Source organism: Acidocella sp. (assembly GCF_035535915.1).
GTDB lineage: Bacteria > Pseudomonadota > Alphaproteobacteria > Acetobacterales > Acetobacteraceae > Acidocella.
On sequence record NZ_DATLPB010000108.1, the window covers coordinates 1 to 19401 of the forward strand.

Annotated in this window: 19 protein-coding genes and 1 tRNA gene; 14 read left to right on the forward strand and 6 right to left on the reverse strand. The window is 64.3% G+C overall.

Going from position 1 to position 19401, the window contains the following annotated elements:
• Positions 1-62: 62 nt before the first annotated feature.
• Positions 63-881, forward strand: a complete 819-nt coding sequence (locus tag VNC39_RS14005) for an aminotransferase class IV (protein WP_325400259.1) — start codon at positions 63-65, stop codon at positions 879-881.
• Positions 882-1008: 127 nt separating this feature from the next.
• Here the strand turns inward: VNC39_RS14005 and dnaQ are convergent, their stop codons facing one another.
• From dnaQ to VNC39_RS14025, 4 genes are read right to left on the reverse strand one after another with little or no spacing between them, the layout of a single operon-like run.
• Positions 1009-1683, reverse strand: coding sequence for a DNA polymerase III subunit epsilon (gene dnaQ / locus VNC39_RS14010; protein WP_325400261.1), 675 nt, complete (start codon positions 1681-1683; stop codon positions 1009-1011).
• Positions 1680-2267, reverse strand: coding sequence for a dephospho-CoA kinase (coaE, locus tag VNC39_RS14015; RefSeq protein WP_325400263.1), 588 nt, complete (start codon positions 2265-2267; stop codon positions 1680-1682). The genes dnaQ and coaE overlap by 4 nt, the downstream gene beginning before the upstream one ends.
• Positions 2264-3088: a shikimate dehydrogenase gene (locus VNC39_RS14020; protein WP_325400265.1), complete on the reverse strand. Its 825-nt coding sequence runs from the start codon at positions 3086-3088 to the stop codon at positions 2264-2266. Before VNC39_RS14020 ends, coaE begins: the two co-directional genes overlap by 4 nt.
• Positions 2995-4209 (reverse strand): glycosyltransferase 87 family protein, encoded by a 1215-nt coding sequence (locus VNC39_RS14025; protein ID WP_325400267.1) that lies wholly within the window; start codon positions 4207-4209, stop codon positions 2995-2997. Before VNC39_RS14025 ends, VNC39_RS14020 begins: the two co-directional genes overlap by 94 nt.
• A gap of 41 nt (positions 4210-4250) precedes the next feature.
• On the opposite strand from VNC39_RS14025, the gene VNC39_RS14030 reads away from it, so the two are divergent.
• The 11 genes from VNC39_RS14030 to VNC39_RS14080 all read left to right on the forward strand — a co-directional run bounded on the left by VNC39_RS14030 (position 4251) and on the right by VNC39_RS14080 (position 16039).
• Complete coding sequence (locus VNC39_RS14030) at positions 4251-5444, forward strand: aspartate aminotransferase family protein (protein ID WP_325400269.1); 1194 nt, start codon at positions 4251-4253, stop codon at positions 5442-5444.
• Entirely contained in the window at positions 5441-6376 is a 936-nt protein-coding gene (gene argF, locus VNC39_RS14035; protein ID WP_325400271.1) for an ornithine carbamoyltransferase, read from the forward strand. Before VNC39_RS14030 ends, argF begins: the two co-directional genes overlap by 4 nt.
• A 176-nt stretch (positions 6377-6552) precedes the next feature.
• The gene (locus VNC39_RS14040) at positions 6553-6843 is read left to right on the forward strand and encodes a 4a-hydroxytetrahydrobiopterin dehydratase (RefSeq protein ID WP_325400273.1); all 291 of its coding nucleotides are present in this window, start codon (positions 6553-6555) and stop codon (positions 6841-6843) included.
• A gap of 169 nt (positions 6844-7012) precedes the next feature.
• Complete coding sequence (gene dnaK, locus VNC39_RS14045) at positions 7013-8917, forward strand: molecular chaperone DnaK (protein WP_325400274.1); 1905 nt, start codon at positions 7013-7015, stop codon at positions 8915-8917.
• A 93-nt stretch (positions 8918-9010) separates the two neighbouring features.
• The gene (gene dnaJ, locus VNC39_RS14050) at positions 9011-10138 is read left to right on the forward strand and encodes a molecular chaperone DnaJ (RefSeq protein ID WP_325400275.1); all 1128 of its coding nucleotides are present in this window, start codon (positions 9011-9013) and stop codon (positions 10136-10138) included.
• Positions 10139-10404: 266 nt separating this feature from the next.
• Entirely contained in the window at positions 10405-11112 is a 708-nt protein-coding gene (locus tag VNC39_RS14055; protein ID WP_325400276.1) for an acetyltransferase, read from the forward strand.
• A gap of 58 nt (positions 11113-11170) precedes the next feature.
• Positions 11171-12328: a glycosyltransferase gene (locus tag VNC39_RS14060; RefSeq protein ID WP_325400277.1), complete on the forward strand. Its 1158-nt coding sequence runs from the start codon at positions 11171-11173 to the stop codon at positions 12326-12328.
• 203 nt (positions 12329-12531) lie between these two features.
• Entirely contained in the window at positions 12532-13065 is a 534-nt protein-coding gene (locus VNC39_RS14065; protein ID WP_325400278.1) for a glycine zipper family protein, read from the forward strand.
• Complete coding sequence (locus VNC39_RS14070; RefSeq protein WP_325400279.1) at positions 13010-13954, forward strand: energy transducer TonB; 945 nt, start codon at positions 13010-13012, stop codon at positions 13952-13954. The genes VNC39_RS14065 and VNC39_RS14070 overlap by 56 nt, the downstream gene beginning before the upstream one ends.
• Positions 13955-14154: 200 nt before the next feature.
• The gene (gene recJ, locus VNC39_RS14075; protein WP_325400280.1) at positions 14155-15927 is read left to right on the forward strand and encodes a single-stranded-DNA-specific exonuclease RecJ; all 1773 of its coding nucleotides are present in this window, start codon (positions 14155-14157) and stop codon (positions 15925-15927) included.
• 36 nt (positions 15928-15963) lie between these two features.
• Positions 15964-16039, forward strand: a tRNA-Glu gene (locus tag VNC39_RS14080).
• A 483-nt stretch (positions 16040-16522) separates the two neighbouring features.
• On the opposite strand, the gene VNC39_RS14085 is transcribed toward VNC39_RS14080, so the two are convergent.
• Complete coding sequence (locus VNC39_RS14085) at positions 16523-16843, reverse strand: hypothetical protein (RefSeq protein WP_325400281.1); 321 nt, start codon at positions 16841-16843, stop codon at positions 16523-16525.
• Positions 16844-17001: 158 nt separating this feature from the next.
• Complete coding sequence (locus VNC39_RS14090; RefSeq protein WP_325400282.1) at positions 17002-17214, reverse strand: hypothetical protein; 213 nt, start codon at positions 17212-17214, stop codon at positions 17002-17004.
• A gap of 163 nt (positions 17215-17377) precedes the next feature.
• Between VNC39_RS14090 and VNC39_RS14095 the strand changes: the two genes are divergently transcribed.
• Positions 17378-18487 (forward strand): ComEC/Rec2 family competence protein, encoded by a 1110-nt coding sequence (locus tag VNC39_RS14095; RefSeq protein WP_325400283.1) that lies wholly within the window; start codon positions 17378-17380, stop codon positions 18485-18487.
• Positions 18484-19191, forward strand: coding sequence for a hypothetical protein (locus tag VNC39_RS14100; RefSeq protein ID WP_325400284.1), 708 nt, complete (start codon positions 18484-18486; stop codon positions 19189-19191). The genes VNC39_RS14095 and VNC39_RS14100 overlap by 4 nt, the downstream gene beginning before the upstream one ends.
• The last annotated feature ends 210 nt before the right edge of the window (positions 19192-19401 follow it).

Consider the following 19401-nt stretch of genomic DNA (forward strand, 5'->3'; position numbering starts at 1 on the left):
TCACAAAAAGTAGTGCTTGCTTCCCTTGCCTGCTGTTCCCTCCCAACCGCATGATCGGTCTCATGCAACCATGCCCCAAAATCTGGCTGAACGGCGCGCTGGTCTCAGCCGAGGCAGCGCGGATCGACCCGGCCGATCGCGGCCTGCTGCTGGGTGACGGGCTGTTTGAAACGCTGCGCGTGGCGGACGGCGCCCCCCGGCACGCGGCGCGACATTTCGCCCGGCTCCAGGAGGGTGCAGAGCTGCTGCGCCTTAAGCTGCCGGATGCGGATGAATTGCACCGCGCTCTGGAAGCGGTCATTGCCGCGCAGGGACTGATCGAGGGGAGCTTACGGCTGACGGTGACACGCGGCCCCGGACCGCGTGGCGTGCTGCCCCCCCGCGCGCCACACCCCACCGTGCTGGTCACCGCCGCCCCCCTGGCCCCGCCCGCCGGCCCCGCTGAAATCGTCATCGCCCGGGGCATCGCGCGGGATGAAAGCTCCCCCCTCTCCCGGATCAAATCGCTGAACTATCTGCCCTTCATTCTCGCCCGGATCGAGGCGGAGGAACGGGGTGCGGCGGATGCGCTGCTGCTCAACCAGGCCGGCCTCGTGGCGGAATCGAGCGCCGCCACGATTTTCCTCCGCCGCCGGGGCGAATGGCTGACACCGCGACTTGAAGACGGCGCGCTGCCGGGCATCCGCCGCGCCATGCTGCTCGAAGCCGGGCTGGTGCGCGAGGCGGCGCTGCCCATACCATGGCTGTTCGAAGCCGAAGCGCTCTGCCTGGGCAATGCCTTGAGCCTGCGTCCGGTGAGGTCCCTCGATGGCCAGACCGTCGGCGGCGAGACAGGTTTCGCGGCATTCGCGGCCGCGAACCGGACCGTGGGGTTCGACTGAAGTAAGCAGCCGCTTTTTAAAAAAAGCGGCGCAAAAATTATATGGGCGTTGTCGCCGACACCGCCCACGGCCCAGGTTAAAAAAAGTTTTTTGCTTCTTTTTTTCAAAAAAGAAGCGCTCCCTTACCTTACTCCTGCCTCCAGACCGGATCCTTCAGCCGGGAGATGAACGCCTCATGTGTGGCGAGCGTCGCCTCGTCCACCACCATCGGGCGCGGGATGCGATTGGCCGCGCGTTCGTAATGGGCAAAGCTCAGGCCTTGTTCGGTTTCCAGCACCAGGCCGCGCTGGCGGCCGCCGGTGAGCTCCACATACACTTCGGCCAGCAATTTGCAGTCAAGCAGGGCGTTATGCGTCGTGCGGGCGGAGAGATCGATGTCGAAGCGGCGGCACAGCGCGTCCAGGCTGTTCGGCATGCCCGGAAAGCGGGTTTTCGCCAGCACCAGGGTGTCGATCATGCGCGCCCGCCCCAAAGGCGCGCGGTTGAGGCGTGACAGCTCATGGTCGATGAAGGCAAAGTCGAACGGCGCGTTATGCGCGACCAGCGGCGCGTCGTCGAAAAAAGCCAGCATCTCGTCAGCGATGTCGGCGAAGAGCGGCTTGCCCGCGACATCGGCGTTGGTGATGCCGTGCACGCGCGTGCTGTCGGCGGGGATGTCGCGCTCAGGGTCGAGCAGCACATGATATTGCGCGCCGGTCGGCAGGTCGTTGACGAGCTCGATGGCGGCGATCTCGATCACCCGGTCGCCGGTGAGCGGCTCGAAGCCGGTGGTCTCGGTGTCGAACAGCACGGAACGGCTCATGATGGCAGCAGCCCCCGGATGATGCGGCGCACTTGGCGCACGGTGTGGAATTTCGAGAGGCCGGTCCGCACCACGTAATCGGCGCGGCGGCGCTTTTCGGCGTCCGGCATCTGCCGGGCGATGATCGCCTCGATCTGCGCCTCCGGCAGGCCGCGGCGGCGCACCCGCTCCAACTGCACGTCGGGCGGTGCGGACACGGTGATGATCTTGCTGAAGCGGTTTTCCGACCCCGTCTCGAACAGAAGCGGCAAATCCAGCAGCACGGCGCCGCGGCCGGCGCGGAAGGCGGCGGTGCGGAAATGCGCCTCGCTCTGGCGCACCAGCGGGTGCATGATGGCTTCCAGCCGGCGCATCGCCGCATCGTCGCGCAGCACCCATTCGCGCAGCTTGGCGCGGTTCAGCACGCCGTCCTCCACCGTGCCGGGAAAGGCGCGGTCGAGCGCCGGGATGGCGCGGCCGCCCGGCGCCTGCAGCAGATGCACCTCGTCATCGGCGTTGAAACAGGGAATGCCGTGGGCCGCGAAGATTTTCGCCACCGTGCTTTTGCCCATGCCGATGCCGCCCGTCAGGCCGATCACCATCATGCGGCGACGATCCGGTACAATTCCTCATCCACAACGGGGGTAACGCCGAACCAGGCGGCAAAACCGGGCACGGCTTGGTGCAGCAGCATGCCCAGCCCCTCGACCGCCCGCAAATGCCGTGCCGACGCCGCGGCGAGCAAAGGCGTGGTGAGCGGGGCATAGACGATGTCGGCAACCGCCAGCGTGGCCGGCGCGGCATCGAGGTTCATATCCAAGGGCGGATGCAAGGTCATGCCGAGCGAAGTGGTGTTCACCAGCAGCGCATGGTCCGCGAGGGCGGCATTGCGCTGGTCCCAGGGCAGCACGCGCGCCGGCGGCAGATGCGCGGTCAGGGCGGCGGCGCGTTCGGGCGAGCGGTTGCAAATCGTCACTGCCGCGCCTGCATCCTGCAAGGCGGCGGCGATGGCGCGGGCGGCGCCGCCCGCGCCCAGAATCAGCGCCGGGCCGGAAGCGGGATCGACGCCATGGGCACGCAGATTGGCGACGAAACCATAGCCGTCGGTGTTGGCCCCGGTGATGCCGTGTTCGTCGAACATCAGCGTGTTGACCGCGCCGGCGCGCGTGGCGCTGGGCTCCAGCCGGTCGCACACGGCGAAGGCGGCCTCCTTATGCGGGATGGTGACATTGGCGCCCGCGAAGCCGGCATGGCGCAAGGCGCGGACGGTGTCGGCGAAATGCTCCGGGGCGACGGGCAACGGCAGATAGGCGCCGTCGATCCCGTAACGGTTCAGCCAGGTGCCGTGGAGTCGGGGGGAACGGGAATGGGCAACCGGCCAGCCGATGACGCCGGCGAGGCGGGCGGAGCCAGAGAGGAGTCGCATACACCAAGTCCACCACGACGCATCGCGCTTGCCAAGAGCGCCGCCAGCAGGAACGGCGTGACATGGGCGAATTGCGGCGCCCAGGGCAGCAGGCCTGGCGCGAACCAGGCGAGGAAGCAGAGCACCGCCTCGAACGGGGCAAAGCCGGTGGCCAGGCGCTGCTCGACCAGCAGGGCGACCGCCAGCGTGACGCCGAGCAGGTCGTAAGCATGCAGATAGGGGCTGGCAAGCGCGGTCAGCAGTAGCACGGCAATGGGCGAGCGCGTCCGCCATGAGAGCAAAATAGCGGCGGCGCTGACGATGCCCTGAACCAGCAGCGCTCCGGGCACGCCGAGGAACCGAAAACTGGCAAACACGCTGATCAAGCCGCCGGCGAAGGCCGGCGGCTGGCCGGTGAGCAGCACGGCGGACATTGAAGGGCGGGTGAAATGCCAGAAGCCCGACCACGCAGCCGGCCCCAGAACCAGCCAGGAGAGCGCGGCGAGCAGCACAGCGGAGACGGCCGCCGCAACGAACGCAACCGGTGCGCGGCGGAGCAGAAACAGCGGCAGGGCCAAGCCCAGTTGCGGCTTGAGGCTGGCGAGGCCGATCAGCACCCCGCCCAGGCGCGGCCGGCGCGGCAGGAGCAGAAGCCCGCCGCCGATCAGCGCGGTGAGCAGCGCCGCATTTTGATGCTCCATCATGCTCTCAAGGCTGGCCGGGCTGGCCAGGACCGCGGCGATGAACCAGCCGCGTTTCCCCGCCAGCCGCAGCAGCCAGGCGAGCAGCAGCAGCGACAGAAGATCGAAGCTGAACACCGCCGGCCAGGGCGGCAGCCAGCCGAACGGCAGCGCGACGAGCAGATAGGTCGGCGGATAGCTCCACAGATGGTATGGCAGCGTGCCGTACAGCCCGGCGAAGAACGCCTGGTAAGCCCGCACGTCGAACAAAGCGGCGAGGTGCCCGTGCAGGGCGAGATATCCGCCGCCCCAGAAATCCAGCCCGTCGCGCAGCGCCTTGCCGGTGAGCCCATGCGCCGCGCCCCAGGCGATCGCGCCGGCCTCCAGGCAGGACGGCACGGCGCAAAGCGCGACCAAAGCGGGCAGCCACGCGGAGGGAAAAATTTGACTTTTTGGGCTCATTTGCGCAATCTTCAGTGCTTTCTGCCCTTGAAAGCACAACTATGATTTCTCCGCTAATGCCGAACTACAACCGCGCCGACCTTGCTTTCGAGCATGGCGAAGGTGCTTGGCTGTTCGACAAGGCGGGGCGACGCTTTCTCGATTTCGGCTCCGGCATTGCCACCAGCTCGCTGGGGCATGGGCACCCGCACCTTACCCGGGCCATCGCCGAACAGGCGAAACGGGTGATCCATGTTTCCAACCTGTATCGCATTCCCGGCGCCGAGCTGATGGCGCAGCGGCTGGTCGAGGCCAGCTTCGCGGACTCGGTGTTCTTCTGCAATTCCGGCGCCGAGGCCAATGAGGGCCTGGTGAAGGCGATGCGCAAAACCATGTCCGATGCCGGCCAGCCGGAGCGGATACGGATCATTTGCTTCGACGGCGCCTTCCATGGCCGCACCCTGGCCATGCTCTCCGCGACCGGCAACCCGAAATATCAGGCCGGGTTCGGCCCGGCGGTGGACGGCTTCGATCATGTACCGTTCAACAATTTGAACGCCTTGCGCGCGGCGATCACGCCGCAGACCGCGGGCATTCTGATCGAGCCGATCCAGGGCGAAGGCGGGATCCGCTCGGCGTCGGTGCAATTCCTGCGTGACCTGCGCGCGACCTGCGACGAGTTCGGGCTCCTGCTCGGGCTCGACGAGGTGCAGACCGGCATGGGCCGCACCGGGAAGCTGTTCGCCTATGAATGGGCGGGCATCGAGCCGGACGTGATGTCGCTCGCCAAGGGCCTGGCCGGCGGCGTCCCGATGGGCGCGGTGCTGGCCAAGGAACGGGTGGCGCGGGCGCTGGTGCCGGGCAGCCACGGCACGACCTTCGGCGGCGGCCCGCTGGCCTGCGCCGCCGGCAATGCGGTGCTGGACGTGCTGCTCGCCCCGGGCTTCCTCGATGAGATCGCCGCCACCGGCGGGTATCTCCAGGCCGGCCTGGAAAAACTCTGCCAGGACTACCCGTCCGTGTTCACCGAAGTGCGCGGCCAGGCGCTGCTCGCCGGGGTGAAATGCGCGGTGCCCAATACCGACCTGCAAAACGCCGCGGTGGCGGAAGGGCTGCTCACGGTCGCCGCCGGCGACAACGTGCTGCGGCTGATACCGCCTTTGATCGTGCGCCAGGCCGAATGCGACGAAGCGTTGGCACGGCTCGGGCGCGCGGCGCGGCACGTGCAGCCGGCGGCGCTGGAGATGGCAAAATGAGCGCCGTCCTCGAACTCCGCAATAACGACCCAAGGCATTTTCTTGAACTCAGGGACTTTTCCAGCGCGGAGCTGCGCGCGCTGCTGGACAGTGCCGCGCAATTCAAGCGCACCAGGCGCGGCGGCAAAAAGCCGCTCGCGGGCAAGACACTGGCGCTGATCTTCGAAAAACCTTCCACGCGCACACGCGTCTCCTTCGAGGTGGCGATGCGCGAGCTGGGCGGGGACGTCGTCACGCTCTCCTCCCGCGACATGCAGCTCGGGCGCGGTGAGACCATCTCCGACACGGCCAATGTTCTGTCGCGCTATGTCGATGCGATCATGCTGCGCACCACAATGTCGGCGAAGCTGTACGAGCTGGCCAAGCATGCCAGCGTGCCGATCATCAACGGCCTCACCGAACTCTCGCATCCCTGCCAGATCATGGCGGATATCCTCACCTTCGAGGAGCATCGCGGGCCGATCACCGGGCAGACGATCGCCTGGCTGGGCGACGGCAACAATGTCGCCACCTCGTTCATCGAGGCCGCCACGAGGTTCGGGTTCTCGCTGCGGCTCGGCTGCCCCGAGGCCCATGGACCGAGCCACGACGTGCTCGCCTGGGCAAAGGCCCAGGGCGCGGATGTGACGGTGACGGCCGATCCGCGCGCGGCGGTCGCCGGGGCGCGCGCCGTGGTGACCGATACCTGGCTCAGCATGGCGGATTCCCCGGACGAAGCGGCGGCGCGCTTCGACACGCTGGGGCCCTATCAGGTGACGCCGGAGCTGATGCGGCTGGCCGCGCCGGACGCCGTGTTCATGCACTGCCTCCCGGCGCATCGCGGCGAGGAAGTGGCGGCCGAAGTGATCGACGGCCCGGCCTCGATCGTGTTCGATGAGGCGGAGAACCGGCTGCACGCGCAGAAGGCGATCCTGGCCTGGTGCCTGGGGTAGAAAGAGAAAGAAAACAGAGGGAAGTAAGCGCTACTTTTTGTGAACAAAAAGTAGCAAAAAAACTCTATGAATCTGGGCCAGGGGCGTTGTCGCTGACACAGCCCACGGCCCAGCGTCGCAAAAGTTTTTTGCGCCGCTTTTTTTCAAAAAAGCGGCCGCTTTCTTGGGAGCCCGAAATGTCCAAATTGCTGTCCGATGCCGAGCTGGCCCATCTGCCGCCGGAATGGATTTTGGCGGCGGACCGTAAATCCATCCGCAACAGCTACAAATTCAAGAATTTCAACGAGGCCTTCGCGTTCATGACTCGCGTGGCGCTGCTGGCGGAGCGGATGGATCACCATCCGGACTGGTCGAATTCCTACAACCGGGTGGAGATCAGCCTGTCCACGCACGATGCCGGCGGGGTGACGGAGCGGGATATCAGGCTTGCACAGGCAATCGCTGCTTTCGCGCCGGCGAAGCCGTAAGCTTGTATCGATGGGTGGTTAGCCTCCATCGGACCGCAAAAACCGGATCACGGCCCAAAATCCCTCTTGTGCCGAGTTGACGGTTTGAATACATCCGAAACTGTTATCCCCAAGGGGTCTCTCCGGTGCTGCGGGCCGGGCGGGGCCCGCTGCAAAGGAGCTAAAATACATGGCTAAAGTCATTGGTATCGACCTAGGTACCACCAATTCCTGCGTCGCGGTCATGGAAGGCAAGGATGTCCGCGTTCTGGAGAACGCCGAGGGCGCGCGCACGACGCCGTCGATGGTCGCCTTCAGCGATTCCGGCGAACGCCTGGTCGGCCAGTCCGCGAAGCGGCAGGCCGTCACCAACCCGACCAACACGCTGTACGCCGTCAAGCGCCTGATCGGCCGCCGCTACGACGACCCGACCGTGACCAAGGACAAGGGACTGGTGCCCTATTCCATCGTGCGCGGCGACAATGGCGATGCCTGGGTTGAGGCCAAGGGCCAGAAATATTCGCCGTCGCAGATCAGCTCCTACATCCTCACCAAGATGAAGGAGACCGCCGAGGCCTATCTGGGTGAAACCGTTACCCAGGCGGTGATCACCGTGCCGGCCTATTTCAACGACGCGCAGCGCCAAGCCACCAAGGATGCCGGCAAGATCGCCGGCCTGGACGTGCTGCGCATCATCAACGAGCCGACCGCGGCCGCCCTGGCCTACGGCATGGACAAAAAGAACGCCGGCACCATCGCGGTGTATGACCTCGGCGGCGGCACCTTCGACATTTCCATCCTGGAACTGGGCGACGGCGTGTTCGAGGTGAAATCCACCAACGGCGACACGTTCCTCGGCGGCGAGGATTTCGACCAGCGCGTGATCGATTACCTGGCCGACGAGTTCAAGCGCGACCAGGGCATCGATCTGCGCAAGGACAAGCTGGCTTTGCAGCGCCTGAAGGAAGCCGCGGAAAAGGCGAAGATCGAGCTCTCCTCCTCCAAGGAGACCGAGATCAACCTGCCCTTCATCACCGCCGACGCGTCCGGGCCGAAGCATCTGGTGCTGAAACTGACCCGCGCGAAGCTGGAATCGCTGGTCGACGACCTGATCGAGCGCACGCTGGCGCCCTGCCGCGCGGCGCTGAAGGATGCCGGCGTCACCGCCGGTGAGATCAACGAGGTGATCCTCGTCGGCGGCATGACCCGCATGCCCAAGGTCATCGAGACGGTGAAGAATTTCTTCGGCAAGGAGCCGGCCCGTAACGTGAACCCGGACGAGGTCGTGGCCATCGGCGCGGCGATTCAGGGCGCGGTGCTGAAGGGCGACGTGAAGGACGTGCTGCTGCTGGACGTGACCCCGCTGTCTCTGGGCATCGAGACCCTGGGCGGCGTGTTCACCCGGCTGATCGACCGCAACACGACGATCCCGACCAAGAAGAGCCAGACCTTCTCCACCGCCGAGGACGGGCAGACCGCGGTCACCATCAAGGTGTTCCAGGGCGAGCGCGAAATGGCGGCGGACAACAAGCTGCTCGGCAATTTCGACCTGACGGGCATCCCGTCGGCGCCGCGCGGCGTGCCGCAGATCGAGGTCACGTTCGACATCGACGCCAACGGCATCGTCTCGGTCTCGGCCAAGGACAAGGCTACGGCCAAGGAGCAGCAGATCCGCATCCAGGCGTCGGGCGGCCTGTCCGACAGCGATATCGAGCGGATGGTGCGCGAGGCCGAGGACAACGCGGCGGCCGACAAGGTCCGGCGCGAGGCGGTGGAAGCCCGCAACCAGACCGAAGCGATGGTCAACCAGGTCGAGAAGACGCTGAAGGAAGCCGGCGACAAAGTCTCCGCCCAGGACAAGGGGGAAGCCGAGGCGGCGGTGGCGGCAGCGAAATCGGCGCTGGAAGGCGGCAACGCTGATTCCATCAAGGCGGCCTCCGAACGCCTCGCCCAGTCGGCGATGAAGCTTGGCGAGGCGATGTACAAGACGCAGGCCGAGGCCGCCCAGGGCGCGCAGCCGGAAGCCGGGCCGAGCGACGAGAAGATCGTCGACGCTGACTTCGAGGAAGTCGACGACAAAAAGAAATCCAACTGATCAGGCGAGGCAAGGCTGGACTGATGCGGATCCCGGGGCACCCCCCCGGGATTTTGCAGTTTGCGTCTGGTGTTAGAGGAACAAACCGCAGCCATGGCTAAACAGGATTATTACGTCATTCTGGGCGTCGAGCGCGGGGCCAGCGCCGAGGAATTGAAGCGGGCCTATCGCAAGCTGGCGATGCAGCATCACCCGGACCGCAACCCGGGCGACCCCAGGGCCGATGCGAAATTCAAGGAACTTAACGAGGCGTATGACGTTCTGAAGGACGAGCAGAAGCGCGCGGCCTATGACCGCTTCGGCCACGCCGCCTTCGAGAATGGCGGCATGGGGGCCGGCGCCGGCGGGTTCGGGTTCGAAGGCGGGCTCGGCGATATTTTCGAACAGATGTTCGGCGGCGGCGCCCGCCGCGGCGGCGGCCATAGCGGCGCCGGCGCGGACATCCGCGCCCAGGTGGAGATCGACCTGGTCGAGGCCTTCAGCGGCACCAAAATGAGCGTGCGCGTGCCGACCCGCATGAGCTGCGATGCCTGCGGCGGTACCGGCTCGGCGGACAAATCGGCCGGGGCCGATAGCTGCTCCACCTGCGGCGGCATGGGAAGGGTGCGGGCGCAGCAAGGATTTTTCGTGGTCGAGCGCACCTGCCCGAGCTGCGGCGGCGCCGGGCGCATCGTGCGCAACCCGTGCCGGGTATGTTCCGGCAACGGCACCGTGCCGCGCGAGAAAACTCTGTCCGTGCAGATCCCCGCCGGCGTCGAGGACGGCACGCGCATCCGCCTCTCGGGCGAGGGCGAAGCCGGCACGCGCGGGGCGCCGGCCGGCGACCTGTATGTGCATATCGCGGTGCGGCCGCACGAGATTTTCCAGCGCGACGGCGCCAATATTTTCTGCCGCGTGCCGTTGCGCATGACCCAGGCGGCGTTGGGCGGCGAGGTCGAGGTGCCGGCGATCGACGGTACGGCGGCGAAAGTGAAAATTCCCCCCGGCACGCAGTCCGGCGACCAGTTCCGCCTGCGCGGCAAGGGTTTCTCGGTGCTGCGCAGCACGCAGCGCGGCGACATGTATATCCAGGTCGCCGTGGAAACGCCGCAAAGCCTGACAAGGCGGCAGCGCGAATTGCTGGAGGAGTTCGAGGCGGAAGCCAAGAGCCACGCCGCCAGCAGCCCGGAGCATGACGGCTTCTTCGCCAAGGTGAAGGAGTTTTTCGAGGGGCGCGGCTAGGCCCGCATGCGGTTGGATGGACTCTGCGGTTTCCATCCAACCGCCTAAAATCGCTTGCCTAAAACAGTCGCAAGCCGGCGCGCTGCACGCCCGAAACGCCTCCGGCAGTACATTTTTATAACGAAACGCGAACGATTTTTACGCTAACGGCTGCAGCCCATTTTTGCGCTGGATCGGCCCGGCCGATCGCATTATCCTGATCGTATCGATAAAAAAACGACTCGACAGACGCTGGAGTCATCGGGAAAATAGGGGGGGGCAGCGCGTTGTTTCTGAATGAAGCCCGCAAGTCGCGCCAGCCTGACATGGCGGCGCCGGTCACGCTCTACGGCATTATCGGCGCCGGCGGCTTCGGGCGGTGCGTGCTTCCCGCGGCCCGCCGCCAACTCGGCCCACAGATCCTGGATGGAAGCGGCGCACTGACATTCGTGTCGGAAGCCGAAGATTCAGGCGAAACCAAAAACGGAACCCGCGTTATCGCGCTGGACACATTCCTGAACCACCCCGGCGAGCGGCGCTTTGCCGTCGCCATCGCGGATTCGGCCGTGCGCGCCCGGCTGGTGGCCGTTTGCGAGCGCGCAGGCGCCACGCCGTTCAGCATCATCGCGCCAAGCGCGGTTACTCTGGATAGCAACATCATCGCCGAGGGCGCGATTCTGTGCGATTTCACCATGATCACCTGCAACGCCCGCATTGGGCGGCACTTCCACGCCAATATCTATTCCTATGTCGAACATGACTGCGACATCGGCGATTTCGTGACGTTTGCGCCCGGCGTGAAATGCAATGGGAATGTACGGATCCACGACCACGCCTATATCGGGGCCGGCGCCGTCATCCGCCCCGGAAAAACCGGGAAGCCACGCATCATCGGCGAGCACGCCGTCATCGGCATGGGAGCGGTTGTCGTGCACGACGTGCCGGCGGGCGCCACCGTCGCGGGCAATCCGGCACGTATTCTGACGCCCGCGTGACGAGACCTGCGCCCGCTGCCGAGTCGACAAGCCTGAAACACTGGAAGGGCCGCCGCCAATGTCTGAACCGCTTGTTTCCGTTGTGATGGGCACATACAATCACGCCCCTTTTGTCGCAGAAGCCATCCGCAGCGTGCTGGCGCAGGATTTCACCGATTATGAGTTTCTGATCGCCGATGACGGCTCGTCGGATGGCACAGCGGCGGCTGTCGCGGAATTTTCCGACCCCCGCATCCGCTTCCAAGCGCATCCGGCCAATCGCGGCGCCGCCCTCGTTCTGAATGAACTCGTCGGCCAGGCGCGCGGCCGCTATATCTGCGTGCTCAACTCGGACGATTCCTGGATGAGCGGCAAATTATCCGAACAAATTGCCCTGCTCGAACGCCGGCCAGAGATCGGCGCTGCATTTGGCCGCGTGGAGTTTATCGATGGCGATGGCGCGCCCATCGACAAGGACTCGCTGAGCTTCGGACATGTCTTCGACCAGCCGAACCGCACGCGCGGCGAATGGCTGCGTTATTTCTTCTGGCACGGAAATTGTCTGTGCCATCCCTCGGTGATGATCCGCCGGGAGATCTATGAAGCGGTGGGACTGTATGACAACCGCATGCGGCAACTGCCCGATTTCGACATGTGGATCCGCGTGGTCAAGGTCTCGGATATTTTCGTCTCGCCGAACGCCATGGTCCGGTTCCGCATCCTGCCAGGGGAAAACACCAGCAGCGACACGCCGACGAATCACATCCGCACATTGAACGAGCATTTTTTCATCGGCCTCGGATTTTTCGAGAATATGTCCGCCGACTTGCTGAGACAGGGATTTGGAGACCGCCTGAGCCGGCCGGACCTGCCGTTGGACTCCACCCGGGATATCGAGGCGGCTTTGCTGTTTTTCAGGCCGGTCGTGTCATTGGAGCGAGTGTACAGGCTCCTTGGCATACTGAAGCTGCGCGAGCTGCTGGGCAACGAGAATTCGCGCACATTGCTTGCCGCGCATTACGACTTCGACGACCGCGCCTTGCAGCGCCTCGCGGCGGAAGTCGATACGCTCTACAAGGCGGCGCCGCAGCCAGCCGCCCCCCTCCCGCAGGCCGGAGACGTCTCGCGGGTGCCCACGAAAGAGCTGGTACGGATCATCGGGACCCGGTTGCGCACGCGGGCGCGCCACCTCGCGCGCCCAGGCCCGATCTATCCCTTGACGGAACAGGGAAAATAACGCGGACGCCCAGAAGCGGAACAATGGGTGTGTGTCGGACCCGGGCCAGCCCCGCCACGGGTGCCATGCCGCCCCAAAGAGCGGCACGGCCCGCTTTTTACGAATTGTAAAGTCCGCCGCGTCTCGCGTTGCGGCGAAACCTTTCGCTGTCTACATTCTCCTGCAACGGGATCAAATATATGCCCTGCGGGAGCTGAGTAACTATGACATCGCTGAAGTTCGATACACGTTATGGGCTGGCGCTCTTGCCGATGCTCGCCCTTGCCGCCTGTACCGTGGCGCCGCCTTCCGGGCCGACCGTGGTGGCCATGCCGGGCCCCGGCAAAAATTTCACGCAGTTCCAGCAGGATGACGATCTCTGCCGCAATTACGCGCAGTCCCGCATCCCCGAAGCCGGCCAGACCGCGGCGAACACGCAGAACAATTCCGTCGCCACCGCGGCCGCCGGCACGCTGATCGGCGCCGCCGCCGGCGCCGCGCTCGGCTCGCTGGCGGGCAATGTCGGTGCCGGAGCCGGGATCGGCGCCGGGGCCGGGCTGCTGGGCGGCGCCGCCGTGGCCGGCGGCAACACCCAGGCTACTGCAAACTCGCTGCAAGGCAGCTATGACGTCGCCTATGCGCAATGCATGGTGGGTCATGGCGAGTCGATTCAGCAGCCTGCGGGGCCGGGCTACGGGTACTATGCCCCGGCGCCGGGCTATTACGCGCCCCCGCCAGGCTACTACGCTCCTTACTGATTCGGCGCTGAGCGCAACACTGGATTTAACGGCGAGCGAGCGGCTCGCCCCGCCGCCGCGGCGCTGGCGCCCCTGGACCATCCGGGCGGCCTGGGCTGCGGCGGTTTTGCTGCATCTCGCGCTCATCGCGTTGTTCCTCCTGCTCTCCCGCCATCGGCCGCCGCCGCCGGAACAAGCCACGCCGCCCGGCGTGTCCGTGGTGTTCGAAAATGGCGGCGCGCAACAGACCGCCGCGCCGCCGGCACCACGGCCGGGCCCCAGCAGCGTGGCGGCCGCGCCGGCACCACCGCCCCCGCCCCCACCGCCGCAACCGGCCGAAGCGCAGCCCGAGGTGAATCTGAACGTGCCGAGCGCACCGTTCGCGACGCTGCAAAGCGTGCCGGAGGCGCCGCCCATGCCGCAGCCGAAGCGCCCCCCGGCGCATCCGCACCCCCGCACCCCGCCGCAACACTATCTCGTGATGAACAACATGTCGTTCGGCAACGGCAGCCCCGCCCCCCCGGCGCCGCCGATCCCCCACGCGCACCAGGCGCTCAACCTGAGCCTGCCGCAATCAGACGCGCAGGCGGTGAACGCGCCGGAAGTGACGATCAAAGGCAATATCGGCGCAGACTGGGAAGCCGAGCTGACGCGCTGGGTAAACGACCATAAATATTACCCGCAAGCCGCTGTGGAGCAGGAGCAGCAGGGTAATGTGCGGATCGAATTCACCGTCGACCGCAACGGCAACGTGACCGGGCTGCGCCTGCTCAACAGCTCCGGCTCCCCCTTCCTCGACCAGGCCTGGCTTGGCCTGTTCGAACAGAACCAGCTGCCGCCCTTCCCGCCCGGCACGAAGAGCAACCATGTGACGGTCGACGCGACCATGCATTTCGAGCTGATCCCGTAAGCCATGAAGGCTAAGCAAAGAAAGGAAGCGCTACTTTTTGTGAACAAAAAGTAGCAAAAAAACTTTGTTAATTTGGACCGTGCTTGTGTCAGCGGCACGGGCCCAGTTCAAAAAAGTTTTTGCGCCGCTTTTTTCAAAAAGCGGCTGCTTTCTTTTGCCGCTTGCCGCGAATCGGTCCGGTCGGATCAATCGGAGCGATGATGAATGACGACCATGCGCTGGGCGTAACCCAGAGCCTGACGGGCCGTCGCTGGGTGTGGCGGCCCGGCGACGTGGCGCGGCTGGGCCAGGGCATCGCGCAACGGCTCGGCGCCCCGGAACTGATCGGGCGGCTGCTGGCCGCGCGCGGGGTGAGCCTGGAGCAGGCGCCCGACTTTCTCGCGCCGACGCTGCGCGCCATGCTGCCCGACCCGTCCAGCCTGGCCGATATGGACGAAGCCGCCGCACGGTTGGCGCAAGCGGTGCTGAACGGCGAATGTGTCGGCGTGTTCGGGGACTATGATGTGGACGGCGCCTGCAGTTCCGCCCTCATGGTCACGGTGCTGCGCCAACTCGGCTGCCGGGTGGTGCACCACGTGCCGGACCGGCTGCTGGAGGGTTACGGGCCGAACAGCAACGCGTTGCGCGGCCTCACCGAGCAAGGCGCCACGCTGCTGGTGTGCGTCGATTGCGGCACGGGGGCGCACCAGGCGTTCGCGCCGCTGCACAATGCCGCCGACATCCTGGTGTTCGACCATCACAAGACCGAAGGCCCGCCGGCCGCGATCCGCGCCACGGTGAACCCGAACCGGCTGGATTGCGGCTCCGGGCTCACCATGATCTGCGCCACCGCGGTGGCGTTTCTGGCCTGTATCGCGCTGTTGCGCGCTTTGCGGCAGCAGGGGTTTTTCGCCAGCCAGGCGGAACCTGATTTGCGCGAGCTGCTGGATCTGGTGGCCTTGGCGACGATCTGCGACGTGATGCCGCTGACCGGGTTGAACCGTGCGCTTGTGACGCAAGGGCTGCGCGTGATGGCCAAGCGGGCACGGCCGGGCATTGCCGCGCTGCTGGACGTCGCCAATCTCAGCGAGGCGCCGACCGCCATGCATTGCGGCTTCGCGCTGGGGCCGCGCATCAACGCCGCCGGCCGGATCGCCGAAGCCGATATGGGGCTGCGGCTGCTGCTGGCCGACGAGGCTGAGACCGCCGCCGCGCTGGCGCGTGCGCTCGACGAGGTGAACCGGCAGCGCCAGGACGTGGAAGCCGCGATCATGACCGCGGCGCTGGCGCAGGCCGAGGCGCAGGTGGCCGCCGGTCATCCGGTGATTCTGCTGGCGGCGGAGGGATGGCATCCCGGCGTGGTCGGCATCGTCGCCGGGCGGGTGAAGGAGCGCTTCAATCGCCCGGCGCTGGTCGCGGGCATTTCCGAAGGGCTGGCGAAGGGCTCGGGGCGCTCGGTCCCGGGGGTGGATCTGGGTGGCGCGGTCATCGCCGCACGCCAGCTCGGGCTGCTCACCACCGGCGGCGGCCACCCGATGGCCGCGGGCTTCTCGCTGCCCCAGGAGGCGGTGTCGGAGCTGCATGCGTTCCTGAACGAAAGGCTGGCCGCGGCGGCGGCACTGCCGGGGGTCACGGAGCTGACCCTGGAAGGCACGCTGGCGGTGGCCGGCGCCGATGTCGCCCTGGCGCAGCTGGTCGCACAGCTCGGCCCCTTCGGCACCGGCAATGCCGAGCCGCTCTTCGTGCTGCCGCGCGTCCGGGTGGTGAAGAGCGACCGGATCGGCAAGGACGGCGCGACGATCCGCGCCATGATAGAGGGCGAAGGCGGCGGCCGGCTGAAGGCGCTGCTGTTCCGCGCCAAGGAAGGCCCCCTCGCCGCGGCGCTGGACCGCGCCGGCGGCGCGCCCTTGCATCTGGCCGGACATTTGCGGGCGGAAAGCTGGCAGGGCCGAATTTCCGCCGGTTTTTTCATCACCGACGCCGCCCCGGCTTGACGCCGCCCCCCCGGCAGCGTAGCTGGAGCGCGCCTCGTCCCGTTCGTCTAGAGGCCTAGGACGCTGCCCTCTCACGGCGGTAACAGGGGTTCGAATCCCCTACGGGACGCCAATCTTTTCAATGAGTTATCGCGTTGTCCTCCCAACGATACGGCATGTGTACGGTATATCTGATACCGGACGCTGTAGAACGGGATCGGATTCGTCTCCTTCAACGACCGATGTTCTTCGTCGCTATGAGGTCCCGCCATTCGTTAAGAAGGTCCCGACCACGGCGTGACGCCTCTTCTAGTGAGCTGCGACTCCTGGAACATGATAAGGACGGCAAACGCACAAGTGAGGCCGCCCACGAAACAGGCGGGCGGGATGCAAGCTTTACAAGCCTGGAAGGTGAACGGGTTCCGAACTGAACGTCTCGCTTGCGAGCAGTTCAGTGATCTTCGGCGCCGCACCGCGGCCGCATCGAATGTCCGCACCGAAGCGTAAAGCAGCCGCACCTTCCGCCGCCCACTCCATGTGTCCCTAAAACTACCGCATGCACACCTGATACACATGCAGAACGGGGCCTTTCGGCCCCGTTCTGCATTGCAGTTGGTTACGGTACTGGAGCGCCATGCTCCAACATGCAATTTTTCCAAGCAGTTCCTGGCGTGCCCCGATCCAAAGCGGTCGAAGTCACATAAGGCACGCCAACGGTGCGCCCACTGGAGACCGTCAAAGACCCAGAAATCATGAACCTTTTGTCTTCATAGGGGATGGACGCAAAAACAGTTTTTCCGTCCAATCCACGCGAGCTGGCCATTACCTGGCGAGAACAAACTAACCCGGTCTTAGAGACAAAGGTTTGGCTATAGTTCAATGATTTGGCTTGGCTGATCACCGGAACCAGCCCCAACACGCTGGCCAACAGCATCATAGTCGTAGTCCGAGTCATATTGTTAGTCTCCAAAGCGTTGATACGGCAGTTACTACCAGAGGTAGCCCCTGTGTTTTTATTCAACCTCACCTTGTGGTTTTACTTCAACAATTATTTCAGGCCTCAGGATTATTTTTTAGACCGCGCCGTTTGTCATTTTAGATCGATCTGCCGTCCGGACTCCTCCTTCCGCCGGTCTCATGCAGGTCGCATTGGCGCGATGTCTGCCTTGGCGAGGCGAATCGCCGGATCATCGACGCAAGGCAAACTTGCTTGTGCGCCCCCGGCGTATCGAGCGCTCTTTCGGTCTGCCGCAGCACCGGCTCCAGGCTGGCGAAGCGCTCCGCATCGTGACGGCGGCACGTTTCCATCCGCCTCCCCGCTCCGGCCCTCGAATGAGATATTCCTTGCTGCCGTCCGACGGTGCCGCCATGCACTTTGCCGATGAGCCGCCCCTTGTTTTAGCCTTGCACCAATATACTGTGCGATAGGAACGCTAACGGAGCGCTAGCGGCAATCAGGGAGGATGGTCGGTTGAAATGTGAAATTGAATTCCTCGCCGTTGGCGAGAATACCAAGGCCGGCGACGCTATCGTCGTTCGTTATGGCGAAGTCGACGCCTATAAGTTGATGCTGGTCGACGGCGGCCACGCTGAGACAGGCGACAATATTGTTGCTCACCTCAAGAAGCATTTTGGGCCGCCCCCCGTCCTCGAACATGTCGTATTGACTCATTCCGATGCCGACCATGCGTCCGGTCTGCGCACCGTCTTACAGGAGATCAAGGTCCAGAATCTTTGGCTTCACGTGCCCTGGCTACTCGCCGAGAAGTCCCGCTCCCTGTTCAAGGACAAACGCTGGACGCAGGACGGGCTGAACAAGAAGATCAAAGAAGAATACAACATCATTGCTGAAATTTTTGACCTTGCGCAGGCAAAAGGTTGCAAGATGTACTATCCGTTTTCAGGCTACAGCGTTGGGCCATTCAAAGTCCTATCTCCAAGTCACGAAGAGTACCGTTACCTTCTGCCGCAGTTTGATAAGACACCGGATCCCGATCAGGAGGCCATAGCGGCGGCCGATATGTGGTTAGGTAAGGAAAGCGTGATGACGAAGCTCGTTGAGGCGGCGAAAGCCGCACTTCAGAGCTGGACCACCGAAAGCTGGGATAATGAGAGGCTAAAGGACGGAGGCACCACAAGCGCCAGCAATGAATCGAGTGTCGTACTTCACGGCTCCTTCGAGAACGGCAACGTGCTTCTTACAGGTGACGCCGGCATTAAAGGATTAACATGGGCGGCAAATAAGGCAGACGCGTTAAACCTGCCCCTGCAGAAGTTTTCGTTCGTGCAAATTCCACATCACGGCAGCCGCCGAAATGTGGGCCCGACTATCCTGACTCGCCTGCTCGGCAATAAGCAGCAGGAAAACGACCCGACACGCTTCACGGCTTTCGTCTCAGCGCCAAAGGACGACGAGCAGCATCCGCGCCGTATCGTATTGAATGCTTTCAAACGCCGTGGTGCCAAAGTCATCGCTACCCAAGGCGAATGCAAAATCTATTACGGAGGCTTTCCGAAAAGGGATGGCTATGTCAGCGCAGAAGCCGTGCCCTTCTATACAAAGGTTGAGGAATACACGTGACGAAGGGCGGCATCTCCAAATCTCTGAAGGACCAAAACCGTTGGCAGCTTTGGCTGACCATCGCTTTGAATGCTTGCGCATTTTATACTGTCGTCAGATCTGGTGCGATTTCTGTAGCGGGCTGGAAGGGGTTGTTCACAACCGCGGCAAATCTCCTGCCTGTTGGCTTCGCATTTATAGTAACAACCGTTGCCAATGGGCTGCTGAGCGCGGATGTGAAGGCGCGATTGGTGTTCTTGCGATGGACGCAGGCGCTGCCAGGACATCGCGCCTTCAGCAAGCATGCGCCAGCCGATCCGCGTATTGACCTTGATTGTCTGAAAAAGTCTTTAGGCAACAAGCTACCCGAAGGGCCGGAAGCAGAAAACAAACTTTGGTATCGCATATTCAAGGAGGAGGAGGCGGCTCCCGAGATACAACACATTCATCGTGAATTCCTCCTCATGCGCGATTACGCAGGATTTTCAGCACTGTTCCTCGGCGGGCTGGGCGTCGCATCGTTTGTTTTCGTGAAATCCTGGGAAGCCGTGTTGACTTACTGCGTTGCACTGCTGCTGCAGTTCATCATCGTGCGGCATGTGGCGGCGACATACGGTGCTCGATTCGTCTGTACGGTCCTCGCCGTCAAATCGGCCAAGCTGGCCCCCAGCAAGCCGCGCGCGTCGAAGGCTACCAAGCCGGCACGAGCGGACCCCGTTCGGTAACCTTCATCATCGTACTCCCGCTGGTATCGTCTAACCAGCCGAGATACGTGCCCACGCTGCCGGTGCGAAACGCCGGATCATTGAGGAGGTGAGCTTGTTTGTGCGCCGCCGGAGTATCGGGGGCAATTCCAGTCCGGCGCTCATAGCCAGGAATTGGGCAACTAGCCCCCTTGATTTGCCACTCTCTATCCACCACGTCCGGTGCGGATC